This is a genomic window from Prosthecobacter vanneervenii (assembly GCF_014203095.1).
Taxonomy (GTDB): Bacteria; Verrucomicrobiota; Verrucomicrobiia; order Verrucomicrobiales; family Verrucomicrobiaceae; genus Prosthecobacter; species Prosthecobacter vanneervenii.
The window spans coordinates 51738-72072 of sequence record NZ_JACHIG010000008.1; the positions used below are offsets into that span (position 1 = coordinate 51738).

At 59.7% G+C, this 20335-nt stretch carries 16 protein-coding genes; 2 read left to right on the forward strand and 14 right to left on the reverse strand.

The genetic code is table 11. The features are described from left to right. Window positions 1-3: 3 nt before the first annotated feature. The 11 genes from HNQ65_RS17655 to HNQ65_RS17705 are packed head-to-tail and all read right to left on the reverse strand — an operon-like array spanning window position 4 to window position 14149. Complete coding sequence (locus HNQ65_RS17655; protein WP_184341369.1) at window positions 4-1434, reverse strand: 3-keto-disaccharide hydrolase; 1431 nt, start codon at window positions 1432-1434, stop codon at window positions 4-6. Further along, on the reverse strand, window positions 1431-2309 hold the full coding sequence (locus tag HNQ65_RS17660) for a metallophosphoesterase (RefSeq protein ID WP_184341371.1): 879 nt from the start codon (window positions 2307-2309) through the stop codon (window positions 1431-1433). Before HNQ65_RS17660 ends, HNQ65_RS17655 begins: the two co-directional genes overlap by 4 nt. Window positions 2310-2350: 41 nt before the next feature. After that, complete coding sequence (locus HNQ65_RS17665) at window positions 2351-3622, reverse strand: polysaccharide pyruvyl transferase family protein (protein WP_184341373.1); 1272 nt, start codon at window positions 3620-3622, stop codon at window positions 2351-2353. 45 nt (window positions 3623-3667) lie between these two features. After that, the gene (locus tag HNQ65_RS17670) at window positions 3668-5266 is read right to left on the reverse strand and encodes an FAD-dependent oxidoreductase (protein ID WP_184341375.1); all 1599 of its coding nucleotides are present in this window, start codon (window positions 5264-5266) and stop codon (window positions 3668-3670) included. Between the two features lie 10 nt (window positions 5267-5276). Further along, window positions 5277-7322: an FAD-dependent oxidoreductase gene (locus HNQ65_RS17675; protein ID WP_184341377.1), complete on the reverse strand. Its 2046-nt coding sequence runs from the start codon at window positions 7320-7322 to the stop codon at window positions 5277-5279. 40 nt (window positions 7323-7362) lie between these two features. Then, window positions 7363-8283, reverse strand: a complete 921-nt coding sequence (locus HNQ65_RS17680) for a DUF4886 domain-containing protein (protein WP_184341379.1) — start codon at window positions 8281-8283, stop codon at window positions 7363-7365. 9 nt (window positions 8284-8292) lie between these two features. Next, window positions 8293-8697: a YlbF family regulator gene (locus HNQ65_RS17685; RefSeq protein ID WP_184341381.1), complete on the reverse strand. Its 405-nt coding sequence runs from the start codon at window positions 8695-8697 to the stop codon at window positions 8293-8295. Between the two features lie 54 nt (window positions 8698-8751). Then, a complete protein-coding gene (locus HNQ65_RS17690) occupies window positions 8752-9465 on the reverse strand; it encodes an HpcH/HpaI aldolase family protein (protein ID WP_184341383.1) in 714 nt (237 codons plus the stop codon). After that, a complete protein-coding gene (locus tag HNQ65_RS17695; RefSeq protein WP_184341385.1) occupies window positions 9462-10532 on the reverse strand; it encodes a phosphotransferase family protein in 1071 nt (356 codons plus the stop codon). The genes HNQ65_RS17690 and HNQ65_RS17695 overlap by 4 nt, the downstream gene beginning before the upstream one ends. 2 nt (window positions 10533-10534) lie before the next feature. Beyond that, window positions 10535-11467, reverse strand: coding sequence for a bile acid:sodium symporter family protein (locus HNQ65_RS17700; protein WP_184341387.1), 933 nt, complete (start codon window positions 11465-11467; stop codon window positions 10535-10537). A 33-nt stretch (window positions 11468-11500) separates the two neighbouring features. Next, window positions 11501-14149: a sialidase family protein gene (locus HNQ65_RS17705; RefSeq protein ID WP_184341390.1), complete on the reverse strand. Its 2649-nt coding sequence runs from the start codon at window positions 14147-14149 to the stop codon at window positions 11501-11503. A gap of 144 nt (window positions 14150-14293) precedes the next feature. Between HNQ65_RS17705 and HNQ65_RS17710 the strand changes: the two genes are divergently transcribed. Both HNQ65_RS17710 and HNQ65_RS17715 read left to right on the forward strand, forming a co-directional pair. Continuing rightward, window positions 14294-15748: an aminoacyl-histidine dipeptidase gene (locus HNQ65_RS17710; protein WP_184341392.1), complete on the forward strand. Its 1455-nt coding sequence runs from the start codon at window positions 14294-14296 to the stop codon at window positions 15746-15748. An 18-nt stretch (window positions 15749-15766) separates the two neighbouring features. After that, window positions 15767-16810: a LacI family DNA-binding transcriptional regulator gene (locus HNQ65_RS17715; RefSeq protein WP_184341394.1), complete on the forward strand. Its 1044-nt coding sequence runs from the start codon at window positions 15767-15769 to the stop codon at window positions 16808-16810. Window positions 16811-16823: 13 nt separating this feature from the next. Here HNQ65_RS17715 and HNQ65_RS17720 read toward each other — a convergent pair whose 3' ends face one another. Genes HNQ65_RS17720 through HNQ65_RS17730 form a run of 3 tightly spaced genes read right to left on the reverse strand, consistent with a single transcriptional unit; the run spans window position 16824 to window position 20324 of the window. Further along, window positions 16824-18617 carry a M3 family oligoendopeptidase gene (locus HNQ65_RS17720; protein ID WP_184341396.1) on the reverse strand — a complete coding sequence of 598 codons (1794 nt, stop codon included), beginning with the start codon at window positions 18615-18617 and terminating at the stop codon, window positions 16824-16826. A gap of 19 nt (window positions 18618-18636) precedes the next feature. Then, entirely contained in the window at window positions 18637-19668 is a 1032-nt protein-coding gene (locus HNQ65_RS17725; protein WP_184341398.1) for a sugar kinase, read from the reverse strand. Then, a complete protein-coding gene (locus tag HNQ65_RS17730) occupies window positions 19665-20324 on the reverse strand; it encodes a bifunctional 4-hydroxy-2-oxoglutarate aldolase/2-dehydro-3-deoxy-phosphogluconate aldolase (protein WP_184341400.1) in 660 nt (219 codons plus the stop codon). Before HNQ65_RS17730 ends, HNQ65_RS17725 begins: the two co-directional genes overlap by 4 nt. Between the last annotated feature and the right edge of the window lie 11 nt (window positions 20325-20335).

Consider the following 20335-nt stretch of genomic DNA (forward strand, 5'->3'; position numbering starts at 1 on the left):
GCGTTAGCGTACTTGCGACACGATCACCTCGTGAGTCTTGCGGTCGATGGAATACAGCACGCCCTCCTGGCTGCGATCCCAGGCAAAGGCCTGCCCGTGGGCGCTGATCGGGATGGCGGTCTGCCAGCCCAGCACATCGCCCTGGGCTGGCAGATCCAGCACGTAGAGCTCCTGAGCGTCATGGCCTGTGATGAAGAGATGGCCCTGCGGGCCAAAGCTTCCGCCTGAGCTGCTGTTTTTGCCAAACTTCAGCACCAACGGGCGTGGGAACCTCAGCTCGCCGAGCTTCTTCCACTGAGCGTCAAAGGTAACGACTTTCGTTTTTGCGGGATCACCGGTTTTCGCATATTGCGCAAAGCAGGCATACCACACGCCATCCCGACGATCCACCCAGGTCAGAGAACCGTGTGCGGTCGTGAGATCGATCGACTCCAGATGCTGCATCGTCTTGGGATCCCAGACTTCCACGGAGCTTTTCATGGGCATCTCAGGATAGTTTGAATGCGCGGAGTAGAGCCTGCCATCCAGCACGACGCCTGCGTTCAGATGCTTGAGGTGTCCGCCTTTCTCCTCCTGCCATCCGCCGACACGCTCGCCGTTGTCTTTGCGGTATTTGCCAATGGCTGAATTCGTGATCGCATAAAAATGCGTGTCATCCACCGCCACGCCCTGATGCGCCTCCTCGGCCTTGAAACGTTTCAGCTCCTCATGCTTCCATGCCTGCTTTGCCTTCGCATTCAGCAGCTCCTGAATGCGCGCCTGCTCTTTTCTCAGCGCAGCTTCAGGCACGGGCATGGGAGTCAGATTCTCACTGACGAGCGGCTCATCGGCAGGAATGGCACGCCAGCGCAGGTTGCGAAACCAAACCGGCGCGCCGTGGTCCTGCAGCCAGAGATGACCGCCTCGCTTGGTCAGGTCGGTGCCGCGATAGCTCACCAGCTTGACCGCCTCGCTCCAACGCGGATCGGCATAGTCAAAATCCACCACCTTCTCGCCGTTCAGCCAGTGCTGAATGACGCTGCCCTTGCAGATGATGCGAGCCTCGTTCCACTGCTCGAAAGGCTTCACCACATCCTTGGTCGGAGCCATGCAGAAGTACAGCGCCGCCGCACATGAACGCGGATTCTCGCCATAGGAGCTGTTGGCATTGTCCAGCAGCTGATACTCATACTGACCTGGCCGGTAATACACGCCGCTGTTGCAGCCTTTGGAGACTTTCCAGTCAAAGCGCAGCTCAAAATCATCCGGCACCGTGGCTTTCTCATACGTGAGCGGGCCGCCGCGCTTCACACGCGCGATCTCGCCGTTCTCCACCGCCCAGTTGCCGTCATTTTTCCAGCCGTTGAGCGTCTTCCCGTCAAAGAGGGATTCAAAGCCGGGCTCCACTGCAGAAGCGATGCTGGTGAGCAGTAGAAAAAAGAAGAGGTGCTTCATGCGTGGTTCAAGGTGCGGTTTGCCTGCCTGCGATATCCATTCAAACGGAGCGACCCGTCAGCCATGACATCGAGCAGGGAATAGCCGCTGTTTTCCAAGCCGCTGCCCTCCACCATGGCCACGAGCGTGGTGTAGTGGATTCCAGCGATCTGCTGGTAGTCATTTTTGTGCGAGTGCCCTTGAAAGACCGCGAGCACCTTGCCGGACTTCTCTAGCAGTGCACGCACTTCGGCGGCATTGCGCACGGCGTGCGCCTTGTCCAAGTCGAGCCGTTGATGGGCAAAGACCACCACCGGGCCGCCAGCTTTTTTCAGCGCGCTGTCCAGCCACTCAAGCTCAGCCTTGGGGAGATTGGCATCCTGCCAGTTGAAGTTCTTTCTTCCATACGGAGTGCCGTCTTCACGAAAGCAGGCATCGAGGATCAGAAAGGTCACGCCCTTTTCTTCAAAAGCCGCATGCCCCCCGGACGCTTTCGTGTTGGCGGCAAACTCCTGCTTCGTCAATGTGCCGACGCAGTGATTTCCCAGCACATAATGCCTGGGCATGGTCAGCTTCGCGAAATGTGACTCCATCGTTTTCAGCCACTCGATTTCACGTTCCACCGAGTCCGCCTGATCAATGAAATCGCCCAGCTCCACCACCAGCGCAGGTCTTTCGCGATTCATGAAATCCACCGCTTCATCCAGCTTGGCCAGGGCCTCGCGGTAAAAGCGGGTTTTGGTGGGCTCTTTGTCCGCATAATGCAGATCTGTCATCAGGCCCGCACGGAACAGCGGCCTGGCTTCGGCATCAGCAGCGAGAAGTCTGCCACCCCCGAAGCCGGCGAGGCACAGGGTGCTGCGCTGGATGAAGACACGGCGGGAAATCGAAGACATGGCGTGTAAACGGCTGCTGCTTTTCCTTTTTGCCGCCCTATTCATCTAGCTTTGGCCAAAACGCCCTTCACATGCTGCATGGATTTGCCAAAGCATTCATTCACATAAGCCATGGCCTTCTTCACCTTGGCCTGCGCGGCGGGGTAGTCGGCATCAATGGCAAACAGCGTCTCGGCCATCTTCTCCACCGGCGTCTCGTCCATCTCCAGCAGCCAGTCTCCGAGGCCGATGTCTTTGAACATCCAGCATTTGGGGGAATGAAACTCGGAGTAGGTGTGGATGATCGGAGTGCCATTGGCCAGCGCGATGATGGGTGAGTGCGGCTCGTGACAGACAATGGTGTGTGCCCGGGCAAAAATGGAGGCAGCCTCATCGGCGTTCCAGAACTCCTCCAGATTCACCACATGCTTTTGAATCTCAGGAGGCAGCAGATCATGGATAAGCCGCTTGTTGTGCCCCATTTCCTTCTTCACTTCAGGAGCGATGAGGACCTTGTGCCCGGTCTTCTTGACCCACATCGTCACGAGTTCCCGATACTTCGCCGCGCGCCGCTCATCATCAGCGACCTGCTCGGGTGTGGGATGCAGCGGATTGAGCTTGGGTGTGCGGGTATCGTCCACACCGGGGAGCTTGGCGGTGTTGGTGCGCAGTTGGATCGTGATGAACTTGCGCTCCTCAAGCCCAAGCTTTTTCATGGTCGCCAGCCCGCGCTCGTCATCGCGCACGTCGATGCCAAAGCAGCCGTCCGGACCGAACTCGAGCACGGGCGTCTTGATGCCATGGCTTTTTAGGATATTCAGCGTCTTTGTTTCTCGGGTGTAGATAAATGAGGCGTTGTTCAGCAGGGCGGTGCGTTCTTCCGCCCCCTTGCCCTCCACCATGCTGGCAAAATACGACTGGCCAAAGAGACCGTAGGGCTTGCCCGCTTTCTGGCAGAACTGCATGAAGCTGATGTCCTGCCCCATGCCCGAATTGCGGATGTAGAGGTCGCAGTTTGAAATCGCCTGTCGCAAGGTCTCATCTCTTTCACCTTTGCCCGTCAGGCTGCCTTGCAGAATCTCCACTTTAGGGAACCGCTTCTTGAGCATGGCGGTAACGCGTTCGTCCAGCTTCATGGCCCACAGCACCACCTTCACCTCCGGCAGGTGCTCTTCAATAACTCGCAGCGTCCCTGGCGTGTGGCCGATGTCTCCGATGTTCACCGTGTCCCAGGCTGACTGCAGCAAAATGGTCTTGGGCCTGCCGTCTGCGGCAAAAACAGAACCGCCAAGCGCGGCGGTGATGGAGGAGATGAAGTGGCGGCGTGTGGTCATGGGGTGATGGGTCGGTCGGTTTTACTTTTAAAGATCGGGGAGATATCAAAACTCCGGCGGGCCGTTCAGGTGTTCGCACTTTTCCGGCATGCCGGGAACGAAATCGACCACCTGCTTCTGACTGCGCAGTTTGTCCTGCAAAGGAGCCAGCGGCACTTTCTGAACCTCGGCATCGGCCTTCAGAGCCATCACAGCGGCGACACCCGCCGCGTGCCCGGTGATCATCCACACGCTCTCCAGCCGCAGGGTGCAGAAGGCCACATGGCTGTAGCTCGCTGCACCAGGCACCAGCAGGTTCGTGCACTCGGCGGCCTTGGGTGTGAGCGCACGATAAGGTATCTGGTAAGCATGGCCCATGCGCCAGATGCGCCCTTCATTGACGAACTCGTTTTCATTCAAGGCCATGCGCTGCACATGATGGCAGTCGATAAAGTGGCTGCTCATGCCAATGCTGTCCGGCTTGCGACGGTCATCCTGCACATCCTGCTGTGTCACGACATACTCGCCGCGCATCCGCCGTGCTTCACGCACGTAGAGCTGATAAGGCAGGTTGCCGTTGTCGGCGAATTCCTCTTTGTGCAGCCCCAGGGCTTTCATTTCGTCCCTCACATTCGCCGGCACGGCTTCGTCTGAAGCCAGGAAGTGCAGCAGGCCGAGTGTGTAATCCATGTGGTCCTGATAAATGAGCGCGCGCTGTGCGTAGCTGGCATCGGGCCAGTCAAACTGACCGCCGAAATGTCCCAGGGAGTAAATGGCGGATTGCTTGTTGTTCAGCTCGAATTTGCCATTGCGCCGTTTGTAGAGGTCCAGAATGTCCGCGAGCTTCACCGGCTTTTTCTGCTGTGCCTGATCGCGAAACCAACCTGCGAGAAGAGCATAACGTTTTGCGCCGTAATGCCGCGGTGCGGGAATGGGCACCTGCAGCTTGGGGTCCTTAGCCACGGTAAGACGGAAATTGTAGTTCATCGGAGCACGATGAGCGTCGCCCTCATGCAAATCCTTGGCCCACGCGCTGATGCCGGGCAGCAGCTTGCCGGCCTCATCCACTGTCCGTGCCTGACGCGGTGTTTTGTCAAAGCGCACTCCCGCAGCCTCTTCTCCAAATTCCGCCTTCGACTCCCTCCCCACGGCATATTTCACTCCGGCACGCGCCATCAGGTCCCCCTCATAGCCTGCATCAATAAACACTTTCGCCTTCAACTGGGTGCCATCGGTGAGCGTTATTGAAGTGATGCGTGCGCCGTCTTTGGCCACCGCATCCACCGAAGCGCTAAAGCGCACTTGCACGCCCGCTTCACGCAGCATGTCGAGATAGATTTTTTCAGCCACGCTGGATTCAAAGAAATATTCCGGCCCGTCGATCTGATAGACGGCTCCCAGGCGACGGTAAAATTCATCCGCGAAGCCGCCGATGGTCCATTTCAGCATGTGCTCGCTCTCGGCGGTGTTGATTCCGCTGGTGCTCAGGCCGCCGACGTGTTTCGTCGGCTCAATGAGGACCACCTTCGCGCCTTCCCGCGCCGCCATGATGGAGGCGGCAATACCGCAGGGAACACCGCTGTAAACCACGATGTCAGAGGTGATGGAATCCGCCGCGCTGACATGAGCGGAACAGAGCAAAAGGGTGAGAAAGAGTGACTTCATGGCTGGTGGGTCATTTGTTAGCGTCGATAAGTTGCAGTGCATCCAGAATCACGAACCCATCGGTGCGTGCATTGCGGATGGTAATGACCGTTTCAGCCGCAGTATCCAGTTCCACATGGCCGATGCTGCGGAACGCCTCGCCTGCTGCCAGCGGCTGAGTCTGGTCCACAGTCAGCTCGGTCTTACGCCCACCACACTCTACCGTCACGGGCACCTTCGTGGCACGCGTCTCATGGGGTGAATAGGCCATGCGCAGCTCATAGCGCCCGGCCTTGGGCACCTTGCAGCGGAAGATGGCTGCCGATTGACCGTCGCCACGTTTCTCGTCATGCAGATAGCCGGTGCCGATGTGCGGCTTGAATCCCGAGGAATGGCTCCACTGGCCCTGGAGTTCGGCCTGCGTGTCATCGAGCACGATGCCCGGCAGAGTTTTGGGATCGATGCTCATCGCGCCCTGCGGCTCCGGCCTCACCTCAGGCAGCACCGGCAGATCCAGCACCTGCTTCTGCGCCAGCAGCCGCTCACGCAGCGCAGGATAGGGCAGCCTTTGCACCGTGAGCCCCTGCTTCGCAGTCAGCGCAGCGGCGATGCCCGCACTCTGCCCGAGGATCATCCATGTGGGCTCCACACGGATGGAGGAAATGCCCACATGCGTGCAGGACAGGGCCACGGGCACGAGCAGATTGTCGCACTCTGCCGCCTTGGGGGTGATGGCCCGGTATGGCACATGGTAGGGGTAGCCATGCCTGCGGCCCGCCATGCGCACGGGCAGGATGGTTCCTTCATCCACCACCATGTCCTGGGTCCCCACACGCTGGCAGTCGTGCGAATCGATGGGGAAGGATGACACGACAATCGGATCCTCCTTCTTCGGCTCATCCATGATGTCCTTCTGGCTCAGCACATACTCGCCCACCATGCGCCGCCCCTCGCGCACGTAGAGCTGCGGCGACCAATTGCCGTATTCGGCAAACTCATCACGGCACAGGCCCAGCTCGCTCATTTGCTGCCGCAGCGGCTCAGGCACTGCCGGGTCGGTGCTGAGGAAATGATAGAGCTCCAGAGTGTACTGCTTGTGCGCCTCCCAGATTTTCGCACGCCCTTCCTCATCCGCCTCGCTCCAGCCATTGCACGCGCCCACGAGCCCCATGGAAAACTGCTTCCCGATGCCGTTGTTCGCATCAAATTTGTTTCCCGGCAGCGGATAAAGATCCCAAAGCAGATGGGGTCTTTTCTCCTGGGTGTAGTAGCGCCTCACCACCTCAAACCGCGCCGGATCATAGCTGGCAGGCCGGGGAAACGGCACTCGGTTGGCCGGATCTTTCGTGACGCACAACCGGAAGCTGTACACCATGACATTCTTGTCACCGGCTTCATCTGGGCCGGCATCCTTGGTGGTGATCAGCGGCAGTTGTCTGCCCTCCGCGTCCACTCCCGAGATGGCCAGCCTGGCCTTGGGGTACTGCTTTCCAGCCAGCGGTTCGCCAAATTCACTCCTTCCTTCACGCCCGATGGTCCAGCTCACACCTGCCGCAGCCATCAGGTCGCCTTCATAGGTGGTGTCGATGAAAACCTTGGCCGTGAAATCACCGTCTCTTGTCTTGATGCTGGTGATGTGTGCTCCTGTCTTGCTCACCTTGCTGAGCCCCTGCTTTGTCAGCACCTTCACGCCTGCCTCATCCAGCATGGCTTTCGTCACCTCCGCCGCCACACGCGGCTCGTAGGTCCATGGCTTGTGATCCTTCTCACTCACCTTGTAGGGCAGTGCCACACTGCGCTTCTGATAGTCCGCCTCCACGCGCAGATGCCATTCCTCAAAGAGACCCAACACCGTGCTGCGCACTGTTTGATTGGAGTCGCTGAAACACAGCCCACCCGTGTTTACACCGCCCACATGGTCCGTGGGCTCCAGCAGGATCACGGAGGCGCCTTCCCGTGCGGCGGCAATGGCGGCGCAAAAGCCGCCTGGAGTCGCTCCATAGACAATGACATCGGCCTCTGTGGCACTGCGCGCGACAAGGCTGAGAGTGAGAAGAAAAGCGAGGATGCGCGTCATGGTTTCCCACAAGGACACCACGCCGCTTTTTTGGACATCATTATTTCACGCGGGCGGCCACGGCTCGATGAGCCGTCTCCTGCAGAAAACGGGCGTAGCTGGCATCCAGCCCTTTCGGGATAAAGCTGCTGCCCACGGCGCTTTCGCCAAACAGCACTTCATACCAAACGCACGCGCCCAGATACTCGCCTGCCGTGTTGGCATGGTGGCCGTCCATGCCCAGAGCCACCGGACCGCCGGTCTTGGGCTTGGCCCAGCGCCAGCCGACATGCAGTGAATGAGTCTGGTCCGGCAAAGCGGGCTGTTTGGCGGTCTTCGGATCAAAGGTGGTGTCGGTTTGATATGCCCAGGTCTTGTCTGTGTCGGCCAGATGAAAGGCGTCTCCCGTCGGAATGATGCGCGCGTGAAACTCCGCCGCTATCTTGTCGTAGGCGGCACGCAGACCCTTGTACATCTCTTCCTGCGTCTTGGGCTCTCCGGCAGCGGTGGAAGGCTTGATAAAGCGCGGGTCATCCTTGCGGTACTCCCACGTCTCATGCACCAGCAGTGTGGCCTGCGGGGCGTGCTTGGCCACGTAATCACGTAGCCAGCCGGCATGGGGCTGGTAGGTGGCAAAGTCGTGGCTCTTGATGCTCGCCTGCTGGATCGTCACATAGTCCCAGCGGTCCAGTTCCAGGCTCTCCTTCAAGCCACGACCGCTGGTGTAAAGTCCGGCTTTATCCTTGGCGTCCGCCTCGTGCTTTTGCGCCTTCTCAGCATGCACCTGGAATGAGGCCCCGCCGATGACCAGCGGCTGGTGCACCAGCTTGTGCCCGCCTGCTTTCGCCAGATCTCCCAAGTAATGGGTGGCATTGGCCGAGAAGCTGTTGCCAATGGTCAGGAGCTTCACCGTTTTGGCCTCGCCCGCAAAGGACGAGGCGCAGAACAGCAGCAGCGCGAAAAGCAGGGCCGGCGCTTTCATGACGGTGTCTTAGTGATGGCAGCCGCAGCCTTCGCCGCAGCCCTGAGGAAACACTTCGGCCTCGGTGGGCACCTTGCCGCGCTCGAGACTCTTGCCCACGTAGCCGTTCACCACTTCGGCAATGTTGCGCAGCACGTCCTGCGCTTCCACAAAGCTCAGGATGGCGGTGTTCGCATCGCACTGGTCCTGAAGCTCGGTGAAGCGTGAGATTTCCTCTCCGCTGGGCTCTTCGCCATGATGCTGCTTCTGGTGCAGGGCACGGCCGAGCGTGGCCATCTCGCGGTAGAGAGACACGGCGGCTTCATCGGCCAGGAACGCCTCCGCTTTTTCGCGGGCATTCTGCACTTCGCTGTCTGCCACGAGGACTTCGCACAGTTCGACGATCTTGGAGGTGATTTGAGGGGATGCTTTCATGGGGACGCGAGATTAGTCCGGAAAAGCCGATTCACAGGGAAAAGTCGGACAATTTCACCATGCCCGGGCCGCAGCCAGGTTCTTTTTAAACCCCTCACGCACGAGCGAGAGGTCTGAATCCATGGCGATCCAGGTGAACCCCAGCGCCTTGAGCTTCTCCTTGTCATCCGCATGGCGCACCAGAATGCCGCAGCCTTTGCCGTGATCTCGGGCGGCTTTGACGATCACATCCACACACTCATCGTAGCTGCGCGCAGCCTTCTGCGCCTTCAGATCAAACGAGAGGTCTGCAGGCCCGATGAACAAGGCATCAATCCCTTCCACTGCTGCAATCTCGCCTGCCTGATCCACCGCTGATGCCGTCTCGATCTGCGCCAGAATGATCGGCTTGGGCATCTCGCCCTCCGGCAGCCGCATGCCGTAGCCGTAGGTGCGCACGGTGCGCGAGACACCTCGGTGGCCGCGCGGCGGATAATAGGCCGTATCCACACAATGCCGTGCCTCCTCCACGGTGTTCACATGCGGCACCATGATCCCATGCGCGCCCCAGTCCAGCACACGGCCGATGAGGTCCGCATGCGGCGCGCTTACTCGCACAATCGCGAGCGTGTTGCTGCCGCGCAGCGCGCGGAGCTGGTTCGGCAGCGCGGCCTCCGATTCACAGCCATGCTCAAGGTCGATCAAAACCCAGTCAAAGCCGCACTCCGCCGCCAGCTCAGTGACCGCAGGAGAACCGATGGAGAGAAAAGTGCCGATGTGTGTTTTCATGATTCAAGAATGTCGATGTCGCTGCCCTCGCGCAAGCCCCGCAGCGCCAGCGCCAGACGTGCGTGGGTAAATTCGCGCAGCGTCCCCCCGTTGGTGCCCGAAGAGATCAGAAAGAAACCGTCGTCACGGTCAAAGTACCCCGCGCCAACACGGATCACCGCCTTGACGATCATGTTCCGCAGCAGATGCAGCCAGAAGCGCCGCAGATGATTTTCCGGCAGTCCACGCAGGCCCTGATAGCCCTCAAAAGCACGCCGCAGAAAAAAGTGATCATGAAAGCAGGCGAGCAGCGAGAGATCATCCATGGGATCGCCGCTGATGGCGTCATCGAAATCAATAAAAGCGGCAATCGCGTCGGCCTGACCGAGGATGTTCCAGAGAGCCAGGTCCTTGTGCACCAGGCAGCCGACTTTCAGATCTAGCAGAGCCCGATGTCTTTCGATCTCTGCCAGAATTTCATCGCTCTGCTTCTCGGAAAGGAAGCCTCTTGAAACAAGAAAGGCCAGATGCTGATCCAGCCGCAGGTAGAAGTAGTCCGCATACGTCGCATGGCAGCCCTGCAGGGACTCATCCAGCACGCCAAATCCGGGAAACACAATCTGCTGCCACCGCGCCACCGCCGCCCCGATGTCAAAAGCGACTTTCGGAACATCGAGGCTGCCGAGCTTGAACCAGTGGTTCAGATCAAGTGCTGGAATGCGCTCCAGTGCCTGCCACGCAAAAGACACCCGCCTGCGTGTGGCATCGCATGCATGCACGCATGGCGTGTGCACTCCGACAGCGCGCACTCGCTCCATCAACTCGGACTCCACCGCCAGATGCCCGTCTTTCTCAGGCCCGTTTTCCACACGAATAAACATCGCAGTCCCGTCCACCTCGGCATTCCAGGTGAGATGATTCCCCTGCCCTGCACCCGCGCTCAAAACCACAGATTTCGCATTAAGCTGATGCAACAGCGCCTCGCGAAGCTGCTGCTCCATTTCGGCATCCACCCTACCTCGCACCTGCGTGCCGTGAAACGCCGCAGGCCGATCACATTTCCAGTAATAGATGTCTCGGCGGCTCATGATCACGCATCCGGAGTCCGGCGCTTCCACCATGCGGCCATGAGGCCGCCCACGATGTTTTGCATCACTCCGCTGAAGACAGCAGCAGCGGCGGCCAGCGGCAGCGCGGGAAAGTGCTCGCGCGCCAGCGAGGCGGCCATCCCCCCATTTTGCATGCCCACCTCGATGCTCACGGTGCGGGCCACAGATTCCGGATAACGCAGTACCTTGGGCACGAGGTAGCCCACCACAAAACCGATGACGTGCAAAAGAAACGCCGCGAGGGCCAGCCGGCCAAAATGGGCCGAGATGGCATCGGCACTGGCGGCCACGATGCCCCCGCTGACAAAGGTGAAGGCCAGCACCGCAATGGTGGGACCACAGGCTCCGATCTGATCTGCCGTGCGTGGCATCTTCCAGCGAATGAGCACCCCCAGCACGACGGGTGCCACCGTGAGTTGCAAGGCCGAAAGGCACAGCCCCCAGGCATCCACCGGGACGTATTTGCCAGCCAGTGTGCTGGTCCACATGGGTGTGAAAAAGAAGGCCAGCAGCGTGGATGCCAGCGTGAGCACCACAGACAGCGCCACATTCGCCCGCGCGAGGTAGCTGATCATGTTGGACGCCATGCCTCCTGGACAACTGGCCACGAGAATGATGCCCACGGCGAGCCCGGGATCGAGATTCAAGACCTTTGCCACCAGCCACCCGGTAAGAGGCATGATGGTGTACTGCGCCACAAACCCCAGCGCCACACTGCCCGGCATGCGCGCGATGGCTTTGAAATCATCCACGCTCAACGTCAGCCCCATGCCAAGCATAGAGGCCGCGAGAGACCAAAAGATCCATGGCTTGTCAAACCACAGCATGGTCTGCGGCTTGAAGAAGGCGAGAACCGCAAGGCTCACGAGCCACATGGGATAGAGATTGTTAAACCAGTTGAAGAAGCGAATCATGTTCAGTCGTTCGGTTGGTGGAAATGGTTGGCATCAAGGATGAAGAGAACGCAGCCCGGCACCCGAGCCGCTGATCAGCAGCACCAGTTTTTTAAAATGGAGCTGCTCACCCTTGATGGCTTCCTTACGGTACAAGTTCACACGATTGATGTCACCCGGGAACAGCTGCGTCTCCGACACTTCGACTTTGGCGAAACCTGCGCCTTTCAGAGCCTCTTCCTGGCAGGCAGCCCCAGGTCGCGAGGCGGGTGTCAGCGCGTAAAGCGTTCCCGGCGTAACAACTTCCGCTTCGATATTTTCAATGCTGGTGCGCAGAAACGGCAACCCCCGCACCTGCTCTGGCATGGCCTCGATCACATAATCCCGGTCTGTGAAAAGTCTGCACCCAACCTTCATCTCCGCCGCTTCTACGGAAGCGGGTGCAGGCCAGACGATGCGTTTCTTCCCTTGCTGCGCTTCAAAACCACCCACTTCCTCCAGCTTTCCAAACATGATGCGCTCCTTGCGACTGGCATCCGTATCGCCTTGGGTCACTACGAGCCAGATCACGCCGTCATGCTCGTGAAAGGTTGGGTACTGGAAGGACTTCGGCGTTTCAAAGCGGTATTTGCGCTCCCAGATTTTGCCATCGCGAGAGACATCCACATTGAACACACTTCGGCTCACGCCCTGGCTGCGCGTGGACTCCTGCCACCCCAGATAGTAGATGCCGCCAAACTTGTCGAAGGTCGGCTTGGAGTTGGTGCCATTGAGCACGACCGGCAGCGGCTTGCCGGTGCTCCATTTCCTGCCATCTGTGCTCGTGGAAAAATGATAGTTTCCTTTGTCATTGCGGCAGATCGCCAGCCACGTGCCGTCTGGCATTCGGTTCACCGCCGATTCACTCAGCGCCTCGGCCTGCGGTTCGTTGTAATGACCGAGCACTTCCAGTGTCTCCAGATCATCATGCACCAGAGCAAGCGCGTTCTGCTTTCCGGTAAAGTTGTTCAGCGCCACGTAGGTCTTGCCATCAAACTTTTTGAAGGAATCAAAGATGAAGAATGATGAATCCACTGCCGGCTTGGCAAAGCCATGAGCCGCTGCATCCGCATGAAAATACTGTGGCTGAAAGTCAAACGTGCCTGCTGCGGTCTTCAGCTTCGCCTTGTGGATTGTGTCACGGAAAGCACCGGACTTCAGGTCAAAGTCGCGATACCACATCTGCGACTGCCTCTTTCCTGGGTCTTCGCTTGTAAAGTAGCAGCGCAGCATGTTCGCATCCTTTTGAAGGATGCGCGGCACAAAGCACGCGCCCTCAGGCAGCGTCTCGTTCTCAAACCGTTGTCCGCCTTTGGCAAAGTCGATCACCTTTTCCAGCGCGAGGGTCTTCAAGTTCACGATGGACATCGTGGCGTAAATGAACGGCCAGCCGGCGCTTTCTCCTGCCTTCAGGTCATTGGCCTCCACCACGATGTAGGCACGATCTCCCACGCACACAAACTCCGCATCGTGCGCGCCCTTCACCTGCGGCGCCGTGGTGTTCACCAGACGCTGCATCACCACATCTCCCGCCAGTGCCGGATCCCACTTCGCCGGTATGATCTGAGGTTTCTCCAGCCTGTTGATCGTTTGCTTCAGACTCACCGCACCAGACACATTCTTGCCTGCTTCGACATCTTCCTCGCGGAACTTTGCCACCAGAATCTCGCCCTCACCTTGCCGATCATGGTCATAAGTGATCCAGATCATGCCATCGCGGTCCTGCACTCCATCGGGATACGAGACATCCTTGCGCTCATCCAGCAGCAGGCCCTCGTTCCAGGTCTTGCCGTCATCGGTGGAAATCTGTGCCGTGAGGTGGCTGCGTGTTTTGCCAGTGAAACCGAGATGATTCACCAGCAGCAGATTGCCGGAGGCAAGACGGCGGATGAAAAAGCGGGAGCCCGGATTGGGGATGGTGCTGGCCTTGGCCTCGCTCCAGGAGCGGCCTTTGTCAGACGAATGACTCTCCCACAAAAAGCCGCCTCCCGTTCGTGTCAGCAGCCAAAGCCGACCATCCTTCAGTTCGGTAATCATGCACTCCAGCGCCCACTCAGGGGCTTTGAGTGCCCCGTGCAGCCGCCATGTTTTTCCCTCATCGGTGGAGATGCCCACACCTTGCAGTTGCTTCGGTCCGGCAAACCACTCATACACCGGCTCTGTGGCATGCGTCACCGGCATGATCCACTCGCCCGAGGAGAGCACCGTGGACTTGTTCATGCGAAAGGCATAAGGCCCTTCATACCCCACGCGAAACTCGGTTCCGAAAACCGGCGGCGTGGCATCTGGATCATCGCAGATGCGCGCCCATACATCGTGCTTCGCGGTGTCCTTGTTGCCGCGGTTGAAGATGTACCAAAGCCGTCTCCTGGGATCAATCCACAGCGTGGGATCAAAGCAGCGCGTCCCATTTCCTGGAACTGCCATGACCTGCGGCCTCGTGAATGATTTTGCCTGATCATCACTATAGCACAGCAGCACCGCATTCTCAGGTGAGGGCTCTTTCGGCCCGCCCGTAAACCAGGATGCAAACACACGCCCCCCGGCTGTGCGCTCCAGCCCAGGAATGCCCTGCCATGTTTCACGGCGTTCGCCCATCGGCTCGACTGCCTGGACGCAGACGGTGGCGAGAAAAAGCAGGATACAGGATTGGCGGAGATTCATCGGCGTTATCAAACGTGACCTGAGGTGTGATTTCACCCTGGATTAAGCCGAAGAGGTGTTATGTTAACACGCATATTGCCCCTGCCCTCCGTTGCTCTTGTTCCTGACAGGCTGCACCCCACATTTACTCTCCATCATTAATTCATGTCCTCCTCCGAAATCCGCTCCCTTGAACCCAGGCCCCTGTGGAACTGCTTTGCCGATCTCAATGCCGTCCCCCGTCCTTCCAAGCGCGAGGAGCGTGTTGTCGCTTTTGTCGTGGCCTTTGCGCAGCAGCACGGCCTGCAGCACCAGATCGACTCCGCCGGAAACGTGATCATCCGCAAACCGGCCAGCGCAGACCGCATGGACCGCCCCGCTGTCATCATGCAGGCTCATCTGGACATGGTGCACAAGGCCGCTGACGGCGCGATCTTCGACTTCGACAAACAAGGCATCGAGATGTGGGTCGATGGTGACTGGGTCCGCGCGCGTGGCACCACCCTCGGTGCGGACAATGGCCTCGGCGTGGCCGCTATCCTGGCGGTGCTTGCATCCAAGGACCTCTCCCATCCGCCCATCGAGGCGCTCCTCACTCTGGACGAGGAGCAGGGCATGGGCGGCGCGCTGGGCCTTCAGCCGGGACTGCTGACCGGCAAAACCATGCTGAATCTCGACTCCGAAGAAGACGACACCTTCACCATCGGCTGCGCAGGCGGCATCGACACCGTGGGCACTTTTGAATACACAGAGGTGGCGCATGACTCTGCCACGCCCGTGGCCGCCATCGAGATCACCGGTCTGCGCGGAGGTCACTCCGGCCTGCAGATTCATGAAGGACGCGCGAACGCGATCAAGCTCATGACGCGCCTCCTGCATGCCTGCGGGGAGAAGGTCGTGGCACTTTCAACGATGCGTGGCGGCAGCGCTCGAAACGCCATCCCGGCGCAATGCACGGCGATTGTGGTTATCTTGGATCAGGCTCGGTTCGATGATTGCTTCCAGCGCGAGGCCGAGGGCATTCGCGAAGAATTCCGTTTGATCGAGCCTGGGCTGAGCATCGCTTCAACACCCGTTCAAGTGGATGACGGCGGGATTGGAATTATGGGTGCTGAGCACCAGAAATCTCTCGTGCTCGCCATGCAGGCGGTGGTGAATGGCGTCTATCGCATGAGCCCTGTGGTGCCAGGCTTGGTGGAGGCCTCCTCAAACTTTTCCACCATCGCTCTTGGCGGCGGCAAAGCCGAATGGGGGAGCTTGCAGCGCAGCTCGGTGGAGTCGAGCAAGCTCGATGTCGCCCGCACCTTCCGTGCGCCGTTTGAACTTATCGGCGCTCACCTCAAATCGGGCGATCCTTATCCCGGATGGAGCCCCAGCGCAGAATCGCCGATCCTGGACAAGATGAAAAAAATCTACCGCGAGCTCTTCGGCCATGAGGTCAAGGTGGGCGCCTGCCATGCCGGGCTCGAGTGCGGCGTCATCAGCATTGCTTATCCAGGCCTCGACATGATCTCCTTCGGCCCAAACATCCACGAGGCGCACTCTGAAAAAGAATGCGCCAGCATCTCCTCCACACAGAAGTTCTGGAAACTTCTTACCAAAACGCTTGCAGACCTGTAACCCCGCTGACCGACCGCCATGCCCGCCACCTCAGCGCCCACACTCAAGGACATCGCCCACGCCACCGGGTATTCCTTGATGACGGTGTCTCGTGTGCTGCGCGGCGCTCCCAAGGTTTCCGCGGAAAAGCGTGAACTCGTCCTGAAGGAGGCGAAACGCCTGAACTACCGTCCCGACCCGCACCTCGCGCGCATGATGCAGGTGGTGCGCGGCAAAAAGCAGCAGCGCGTACGTGCCGTCATCGCGGTGATCCGCGAGCACGTGCCCCAGGACGGTCTTCTCAGCCCTTCTTATCAATACGTGCCTATTGATGACATCCGCAGCCGCGCCCACGGTCATGGCTATGCGGTGGAGGAGTTCTGGCTTGGAAAAGAAGGCCTTACTCCAAAACGAGTGCAAAAGATCCTCCACGCACGCGGCATCGAAGGCGTGATCGTCTCGCCGCAGAGCATGCAGCTCCCTTGCAGCAAGATCGACTACTCACCCTTTGCCGCCGTGACTTTTGGCAATGCCATGAGCAGCCCGTCTCTGCACATGTGTGCTGGAAACATGACACTGGGCATTCACATGGCCGCAGACCAGCTCACCGCACGCGGCTACCGGCGCATCGGCGTGGCGGTCACTCAGTGGATTGTGAACCGCTCCCAGTTTGGCTACAGCGGCGGACTTTTCCACTGGCAGCAGAGCCTGCCTCCTGCAGACCGCGTGCCTCTGCTGCTCTTTCCCAGCAACGACATCAGCAAGGGATTCGACGCTTTCTCCAAATGGATGCATGAGCACCAGCCGGATGCACTCATCACCTTCGACACCCACGTGCCAGCCTGGCTACGCCGCCTGGGCCTGCGCATCCCTCAGGACATCGGCTTCGTGGTGCACGACTGGACCCCGAAGATGCCCGACTATGCCGGCATCTATCAGCAGCGAGAGCATCTAGCCGCTGCGGCGGTGGATCTCATCGTCACCCAGCTCTCGCAGCATGAGCACGGTGTGCCGGCAGTGCCGCGCCAGATCATGATCCCCCCACGCTGGGTCGAGGGCCCCAGCGTGCGGTCGCTTGGTTGATCAACGCGCCCGATTACAGCGCTTCGTAGGCCTTCAGCGCCGGCTCCATGGCCTTCAGTGCCGTGGCCCAGAATTCAGGCTTGGTAATGTCTTCACCAAGGCTGCGTTTCACGACCTCTTCGCAGGTCGCGCTGCCCGTCATGGAGAGGAAGGCCTCGTAACGCGGCAGGAAGGACGCGCCTTCCTCCTTGAAGCGGGCAAACAGCGCCTGGCTGAGCAGATAGCCAAAGACATAGGGGAAATTGTAGAACGAAATGCCGCTGATGAAGAAGTGCATCTTCGAAGCCCAGAACATCGGGTCCGTGCCGTCTTCGAGCAACGTGTCGCCATAGAGCTTGCGCTGCGCCTCTGCCATAAGGGCGCTGAGGCGGCTCACGCTCACCTCGCCGCTCGCACGCTCCGTGTAGAAGGCCTTCTCAAACTCATAGCGCATCGGAATGTTGATCAGATAAGCATGCGCGCGCAGCATCTCCTGGTCCAGCAGGTAGGCCTTGGTGGCTTCCGTGAGGCCGGGATCATTCATCAGCCCGTTGAGCAGGATCATCTCGCCAAAATTCGACGCCGTTTCCGCGAGCGTCATCGGGTAGTTCGCGGCAAAGGAGCGCGCCGGGCGCAGCACGCACGAATGCCAGGCATGGCCCACCTCATGGGCCAGCGTCACCATGTCATGCACCGTGCAGTGAAAGGTCATGTACACGCGCTCCTCATGCTTGAGCTGGGATCCGGTGCAGAAGGCCCCGGGGCGCTTGCCCGCACGCGGCTGCGCCTCGATCCAGCGCTGCGCCAGCATCTCACGGAAATACTCGCCCAGCTTCGGATATGCAGTGCTGAAGGCCTGGTCCACTGTGGCGCAGGCCTCGTCCCAGGTGAGTTCCTTTTCATCTGGCGCGGCAATCTGCGGAGCCTCTAGATCAAAGTAGTGAAGTGCCGATGTTCCCTGCAGCTTCGCCGCTTTGCGCAGCGCACGGCGTGGCAGCTCGATATGCGTGTGAATCGCCTCCAGCATCGCATCCAGCGATTCCCGGCTCATGGCCCCGTCAAACAACGGCGTGTCCAAAAAATGCGGCAGGCCACGACGGCCATAGAGGCTGAGCCGTGTGCCCGCGATGCCGTTCAAACCGGCTGCCAGCGTCACCGCATGATCATTCCACGGCTTTTGTCCGGCGTGAAAGGCCGCCTCGCGCAGCCTGCGATCCGGCTCGGACATGAGCGCACGACGACGAGACATCTCAACGGTCTCCTTGTGACCGTCAGGAAAGGTCATTTCAAACTCCATCTTGCCCGTCAGCGTGTCATACAACCGCCCCCAGGCATGCAGTCCGTTCACATTGAGATCGGCAGCCAGCGCCTCCATCTCAGACTTCATCTGGTGCTGCCCCTCATGGCGCATGCGCTTCACGGCATGCTCTGCATTTTTCAAAGAGGGATCTGCCAGCAGTGAATCAAACGCATCATCACTCAGCGCCGCCAGCGCCGAGCGCAGCGAGGCCATGAGCTTGGTGCTTTCTGCTTCGAGTGTGGAGATCCAGGCCTCGTCAGCCTTCACTGCCTCATCATTGGCATCGTCGGCGGACAAGCACCCAAGATAGGCCGAGAGATGGCCGAGCCTGTCGCTCAGAGCCTCCAGCGCATTGATTACCTGCGCCATCTCGACGACGTCTATGCTGAGCGCCGCAGCCTGTTTTTTGAGCGCCTCCACATCGCGCACGAGTGCGGCCTTAAATTCAGTGTAGTCAGGTTTGCCAAATCCGGAGAACCAGGATTCAAGGGACCAGCGGTCAGGGGTGGTGGGTGCAGGATGGGACATGAGTGTAAATAGGAATGAATCAGCGGCTCACACGGCCTCCACCATCGCCCTGCATGAGGGCTTCGATTTCGCTGGGTGTGCTGTAGTTGTAGTCGCCTTCGATGGAATGCGCCAGACAGCCGGCCGCAGTAGCAAAGGCGATGGCGGTTTGAGGGTCGGAGTTTTGCAGAAACGAAAACACCAGCCCCGCGGTGAAAGCATCCCCGGCGCCGAGGCGGTCGATCACCTGGGTGATGGTGAGGCGTGGGGCGGTATGCAGTGTGTCAGTTACCGCTTCGTAGAGTGCGCCGCCAAAGCATTGCGCCGCTGCGGTGCTGCCATCACGCAGGGTGAAGGCCGCATGACTGAGATTGGGAAACTCGGCAACGATCTGCCTGGCCAGCGCCTGCAAATCACCGCTGGATTCAATGCCCAGCATCGCAGTCGCATCGCTCACCCCGCCCACAAACACGCTCACCATCGGCAGCAGCTCCCGCATGGTGCGTGTGGCGAGCTCACGTGCAGACAGCGGCGGCTCCCAGTTCCAGAGTTTGGTGCGGTAATTCATGTCGCACACGATCTTGATCCCAAGCCCCTGCGCTTCTCGCATGGCCACACGTGCCACCTCGGCTGCGTTGCGTGAAATCGCTGGCGTGATTCCGGAGATCACAAACCAATCGCACCCGACAAAGATTGCCCCCCAGTCATACTCAGCAGCCGGGGTGATGGCCACGGAGGAGCCTTCGCGGTCATAGATCACGTTACCACCGCGCTGATTGGCGCCATGCTCCAGAAAGTACACACCAAGCCTGCCTCCCGCCGTCCGCAGGATGTGCTTTGTCTCCACCCCAAGGCTGCGCAGATCCGCCACACACGCGTCCGCAATCGAATTGGCGGGCAACGCTGTGACAAATGCCGCATCTGCACCGAGATAGGAAAGCGATGCTGCAATGCTGGCCTCCGCTCCGGCAAAGCTCGCATGCAGTCCTCCCGGCATCGCCTGCTGAAACCGCGCATGCCCTGGCGTCGCCAACCGCAGCATGATCTCGCCAAAAGTAACCACCCGGCTCATGAGCGCACCTCTTTGACAATGTCTGTGGCCTCACGAGCCAGCGCGGTGATCACATCCCAGCCGCCCTTGGCCACGATGTCCTTGGGCGCCAGCCATGAGCCTCCTAAGGCCAACACCGCAGGCTCGCGCAGGTAATGCGCCGCATTTCCAGCTCCTACTCCACCCAGCGGAATAAACTGCACCCCAAGATGCATGAACGGAGCCATGATGCTGCGCAGATAACTCAGCCCACCACACGGCTCCGATGGGAAAAACTTCAGCACCCGGCAGCCTGCCTCGATGGCGATCTCGATATCCGTCGGCGTACACACACCTGGCGCAAAGGGCAGGCCAATGCGGATCGCCTCCGCCACCACGCGCGGGTTCATGCCCGGCGCCACGCCAAAGCTCGCCCCGGCCTCCTTGGCTTCATTCGCCTGCTTCGGCGTCAGGATCGTCCCCACTCCCACGGTCATCTCAGGCACTTCAGCCCGGATGCGCCGCAGAGATTCCAGCGCCGCATCTGTGCGCAGTGTTAGCTCGATTCCATTGACCCCGCCTGCGAGCAGAGCCCGCGCCAGCGGCACCGCATCCTCCGCTCGATCGATCATCAGGACAGCGATCACGCCGGTCTGGCGCAGCTGGAGGCGGAGATTCTCAGGAAAGGCGGTGCTCATGGCTGAAAGCA

Bases quoted from the DNA above. Each gene is read 5' to 3' on its own strand.
- HNQ65_RS17655 (WP_184341369.1), bottom strand. From the start codon at position 1,434: ATGAAGCACCTCTTCTTTTTTCTACTGCTCACCAGCATCGCTTCTGCA.
- HNQ65_RS17660 (WP_184341371.1), bottom strand. From the start codon at position 2,309: ATGTCTTCGATTTCCCGCCGTGTCTTCATCCAGCGCAGCACCCTGTGC.
- HNQ65_RS17665 (WP_184341373.1), bottom strand. From the start codon at position 3,622: ATGACCACACGCCGCCACTTCATCTCCTCCATCACCGCCGCGCTTGGC.
- HNQ65_RS17670 (WP_184341375.1), bottom strand. From the start codon at position 5,266: ATGAAGTCACTCTTTCTCACCCTTTTGCTCTGTTCCGCTCATGTCAGC.
- HNQ65_RS17675 (WP_184341377.1), bottom strand. From the start codon at position 7,322: ATGACGCGCATCCTCGCTTTTCTTCTCACTCTCAGCCTTGTCGCGCGC.
- HNQ65_RS17680 (WP_184341379.1), bottom strand. From the start codon at position 8,283: ATGAAAGCGCCGGCCCTGCTTTTCGCGCTGCTGCTGTTCTGCGCCTCG.
- HNQ65_RS17685 (WP_184341381.1), bottom strand. From the start codon at position 8,697: ATGAAAGCATCCCCTCAAATCACCTCCAAGATCGTCGAACTGTGCGAA.
- HNQ65_RS17690 (WP_184341383.1), bottom strand. From the start codon at position 9,465: ATGAAAACACACATCGGCACTTTTCTCTCCATCGGTTCTCCTGCGGTC.
- HNQ65_RS17695 (WP_184341385.1), bottom strand. From the start codon at position 10,532: ATGAGCCGCCGAGACATCTATTACTGGAAATGTGATCGGCCTGCGGCG.
- HNQ65_RS17700 (WP_184341387.1), bottom strand. From the start codon at position 11,467: ATGATTCGCTTCTTCAACTGGTTTAACAATCTCTATCCCATGTGGCTC.
- HNQ65_RS17705 (WP_184341390.1), bottom strand. From the start codon at position 14,149: ATGAATCTCCGCCAATCCTGTATCCTGCTTTTTCTCGCCACCGTCTGC.
- HNQ65_RS17710 (WP_184341392.1), top strand. From the start codon at position 14,294: ATGTCCTCCTCCGAAATCCGCTCCCTTGAACCCAGGCCCCTGTGGAAC.
- HNQ65_RS17715 (WP_184341394.1), top strand. From the start codon at position 15,767: ATGCCCGCCACCTCAGCGCCCACACTCAAGGACATCGCCCACGCCACC.
- HNQ65_RS17720 (WP_184341396.1), bottom strand. From the start codon at position 18,617: ATGTCCCATCCTGCACCCACCACCCCTGACCGCTGGTCCCTTGAATCC.
- HNQ65_RS17725 (WP_184341398.1), bottom strand. From the start codon at position 19,668: ATGAGCCGGGTGGTTACTTTTGGCGAGATCATGCTGCGGTTGGCGACG.
- HNQ65_RS17730 (WP_184341400.1), bottom strand. From the start codon at position 20,324: ATGAGCACCGCCTTTCCTGAGAATCTCCGCCTCCAGCTGCGCCAGACC.